The organism is Azospirillum sp. B4 (assembly GCF_000333275.1).
Taxonomy (GTDB): Bacteria; Pseudomonadota; Alphaproteobacteria; order Azospirillales; family Azospirillaceae; genus Nitrospirillum.
In genome coordinates, this window is record NZ_BACU01000723.1 from 1 (window position 1) to 4243 (window position 4243).

The 4243-nt window shown below is 67.4% G+C and carries 3 protein-coding genes; all 3 read right to left on the reverse strand.

Annotation, left to right across the window (positions count from 1 at the left end):
• Positions 1-428: 428 nt before the first annotated feature.
• Positions 429-1298, reverse strand: a complete 870-nt coding sequence (locus I55_RS32305) for a 50S ribosomal protein L11 methyltransferase (RefSeq protein ID WP_044564839.1) — start codon at positions 1296-1298, stop codon at positions 429-431.
• Between the two features lie 107 nt (positions 1299-1405).
• Entirely contained in the window at positions 1406-3307 is a 1902-nt protein-coding gene (gene pepF, locus I55_RS32310) for an oligoendopeptidase F (protein ID WP_049974731.1), read from the reverse strand.
• Positions 3308-3426: 119 nt separating this feature from the next.
• On the reverse strand, positions 3427-4243 hold an 817-nt coding region (locus I55_RS39245), incomplete at its 5' end, for a 2OG-Fe(II) oxygenase (protein WP_044564840.1).

Genomic DNA, 4243 nt, shown 5'->3' on the forward strand with positions numbered 1-4243 from the left:
ACATCAGCGGCATGAGACGCTTGCCGCTGTAGGCCGCGACCGCGGCCGCCGCAGGTTTCCGGGAAGCGATAGCGGACTGGAAACCGAGGAAGCCCCAAGACAAGCACAGGGGCCCGCGGATGCGCGCGCCCGGAACCTGAGGGCCACATATTATAAGGCGACATATAAATATCGCGGCGGGGACCAACGCGGGGAGAAGACCCCCGCCGCGACTTACCGGCGCCGGTCGCCCGATGCCGTATCCGTCGGGCCGGTCCACCCGGGAAGGCGGCCGGAAACCCGTGCAGGCCTTTGTGATACGCCCGCCGCCGGGAACCTGTCTGCCCCCGTTACCGTCGCGTTACATGAATTTACATGGGCGAAAAACGAAGCGCCGGCCCCTCACGAGACCGGCGCCTAACACCTTGAACCGCATGGGATCGGACGCGTCAGCCCTTCATCACCAGCGTGTTCCACTCACCAATCTGATAGCGGCGCACCAGCTTCAGACCCTGGCGGCGGTGGGCGGCGATGACCAGCTTCTCCTGCCGGGCCAGCAGGCCGGACAGGACGGCGACACCGCCCCGGCGCAGGTTCTTGCGCAGGTCCGGCGCCATACGGGCCAGGGGGCGCGCCAGGATGTTGGCGACGATCAGGTCATAGGGGCCCTTCTGCCGCACGATGGGGGTGCGGTAGCCATCGCCGCCACGGCAGGTCACCAGCTTGTCCACCTTGTTCAGGCGCGCGTTTTCCGCGGCGATCATGATGGACAGGGCGTCGATGTCCACCGCCGCCACCGGGGCGTGCCACAGCTTGGCGATGGCGAAGGCCAGGATGCCGGAGCCGCAGCCCATGTCCAGCGCCCGGGTGACGGGCATGGACTTGTTGAGGTCGCTCAAGGCCCGCAGGCAGCCCTGGGTGGTGGCGTGCTCACCGGAACCGAAGGCCATGGCGGCCTCGATCAGCAGGCCGATGCAGCCGGCCGGAACCGGCTTCTTGTGGTGGCTGCCGTGAACGAAGAAGCGGCCGGCGCGAATGGGCGGGAAGCTGAGATAGGTCTGGGTGACCCAGTCGATGGGGGCCAGCGGCTCCACCTCGATGGCGGGCTGCTCAATGCCCAGGGCCATGGCCAGCACGGTGACGCGGGCCACCAGGCGGGACTGGTCGGGCTCCCCATGGCTGGTGCCTTCGATCAGCCAGTTACCGCCCTCTTCCAGCTCAAAGGTGGAGACGGCGTCCACATGGCTTTCCAGCACCTGGGCGAAGTTCTGCACCACGCTTTCATGCACCGTCAGCGCCACCCGCCACATGCCCGACATCACCGCGACTCCTGAAATCCTGAAAGCTCATGGCAAAAGGTTCCGGCGGTTGCCCGCCGGAACCTGCTGTTTCTCTATAGACGGTGCTGATTCGCTTGTGAAGGAATTCAGTCCTTTTGATCCAGCAACCGTTCCATCTCGGTGATGACCTCGTCCATGCGCCGGACCAGCGCCTGATAGGGGGCGGGGGAGGCCATGTCCAGGCCGGCCTTGCGCAGGACGGTCACCGGATAGTCCGACCCGCCGGCCTTCAGTACCGACAGATAGGTGTCGCGCGCCGCCGCACCGCCGTCCCGGATCTTCTCCGTGAAATAGGCGGAGGCCGAGATGGAGGTGGCGTACTGGTAGACGTAGAAGGGCCGGTAGAAGTGGGGGATGAAGGCCCATTCCGCCGCGTACACCGGATCGATCTGCATCACGCCCTGATCCGCGCCATGGTACTTGCGCAACAGGCCCAGATAGATCTCCGTCATGCGCTTGCCCGACATGGGCTCACCCTTCTCCACCGCGTCGTGCACCGCCAGCTCGAACTCCGCGAACATGGTCTGGCGGAAGAAGGTGCCACGGATGGTCTCCAGCTCATTGCCCAGGTACAACAGCTTTTCCTGCTTGGTCTTGGCATTGGCCAGCATGTAGTCCGACAGCAGGAACTCGTTCGCCGTCGACGCGATCTCCGCCATGAACAGGGAATATCCGGCCAGCTCGTAGGGCTGGCTGCGGTTGGCGAAGGTGGTGTGCATGCCGTGGCCCCATTCGTGGGCCAGGGTGGAGACGGAGTTGTAGTTGTCCTGGTAGTTCAGGAAGACCACGGGGTGCAGGCCATAAACCCCCGTCTGGTAGGCGCCGGACTGCTTGCCCTCCTGCGGGTAGGCGTGCATCCAGCGGTGGGCGAAGGCGTCGGCCATCGCCTTCTGGTACTCGTCGCCCAACGGCTTCACCGCCGCCAGCACCAGCTTCTCCCCTTCCTCGATGGGGAACTTGGCGTCGGACGACACCAGGGGCGGATAGATGTCGTAATAGTGCAGGTCGGGCAGGTTCAGCATGCGCTGCCGCAGCTTGAAATAGCGGTGCAACGTGGGCAGGCCCTTGTTGGCCTCCGCCACCAGGGTGCGGTAGACGCCCTCGGGGATGTCGTTGTTGGACAGGGATGCCGCCACCGCCGTGGGGTAGTGGCGCAGCTTGGACTGGATGACGCCGTTCTGCACCGTGGTGCCCAGGGTGGAGCCCATGGTGTTGGCGTACTGGCCGAACTTGGTCCAGAAGGCGTCGAACACCGCCTTGCGCACGGCGCGGTCCGGATCCTCCCGGTACTTCTGGTAATTGGCCTGGGTCAGCTTCACCGATTTCCCGCCCTCCTTCGAACTGGCGGGAAGGGTGATGGTGGGCCAGTCGATGTCGGCGTTGGACAGCAGGTTGTAGGTGGTGCCGCTGCCGCCCAGCGCCGGACTCAGCGCCGCCAGCACGCCCTCGGCCTCCGCACCCAGGGTGTGGGCCTTCAGGCGCAGGGCGTCATGCAGGGCGAAGCCGAACTTGGCCAGCTTGGGTTCCGCCTTCAGGTAGCCGTCGACCTTGGCGGCGCCCAGCGCCTGGATTTCCGGCGACAACCAGGCCGTGGCGGCGGCGACCTCGCCCTGCAGGTCGTCGCCCAGGCCCTGACGCTCCTGCGCCTGGGCGTCGCGGGCGTCGGTGGAGGCGATGACGCTGGCGTAGGTGCCCACCCGCTCCAGGTCATGATAGACGGCGTAGATGGCCTCCAGCGCCGCCAGCGTCGCGGCCGGCCCCTTGGCCAGCGTGCCCTTGTACTTGGCCAGGCCCGGCAGGGCGGCCTTGACCTTAAGGCGCGCCGCATCCCAATCGGCCGGCGTCCTGTAGTAGTCGCTCAGGTCCCACAGGTACTTGGGATCGACCTTGGGATCGTCCGTCGCCCGGGCGGGCACGGACAGGGCCAACAGGGAAACGGCGGACGCCGCCGCCAGGACGGCGCGGCGCAGAGTGATCTTACCCGACATATGGCAAAGCCCCCGATGTTCATGGGCGGGGCCGCCAACCGGGCGCCCCGCAGCTTGGCGCCCTTTATATCAGGGACTTGCAGGCAAGGCGCCCGGCGCTTTGTAACACGGGTGTTTCTTCAGGGCGCCGCCGCCCGGGCCAGATACTCCTGCCGCTGCCGTTCCCCGGCCTCGTCGAACAGGAAGGGCAGATAGGCGTAACGGCGCCCCCGGGTCACGGGCGTCGCCTCATGCAGCAAACCGCAGGCGAACACGACGGCGCCGCCGGTGGGCGCGCGGTAGGTGCGGGGCCCGAACTCGGGAAATCGCAGGTCGCCCCCCTCATACTCGTCCGCGTTCAGGTTCACGGTGACGGCGAAGCGGCGATGGACGGTGCCGCCGGCGGTGTTGTCGCGGTGCGCCCGGAAGTGGCCGCCCTCCGCCGCGTCGTAGCAGGCGACGATGTGGCGTTCCAGGCGGGTGGCGTCGAAGGCGAAGGCCCGCCGCACCTCCGGCACCAGGCGCCGGCCGATGCGCAGCGCCGCCGCCTGGCACAGCGCCTCGTCCTCCATGATGTAGTCGCGGCGGCGTTTGCGGGCGTAGTCGTAGACGCCGACCAGTTGCCCGTCGATCTCATTCATCACCCCGGAATCCAGGCCGCCATGGTGCTGGTGCAGGGCCACCAGCAGGCGGCAGAAGTCCGGCTCGAACACCCGGGGCACCACCAGGATGGGCGCCCACGCGTCCGTCACCCCGGCGTGCGCGGCGGACGGCGGCAGGTCCGCCACCGCCGCCATCACCCGGTCGGCTTCCGCCGCCGGTGCCGCCAGCAGCACGCGCAAGGTGGGGTCCAGCAACAGCCAGAATGGCGTGTACGCCCCCTCCGCGTCCACGGCGCCATAGCCACGGCTGAGGCTGGCGTCGTCGTCCAGGAAATAGCGGATGCCCGCAATGCGC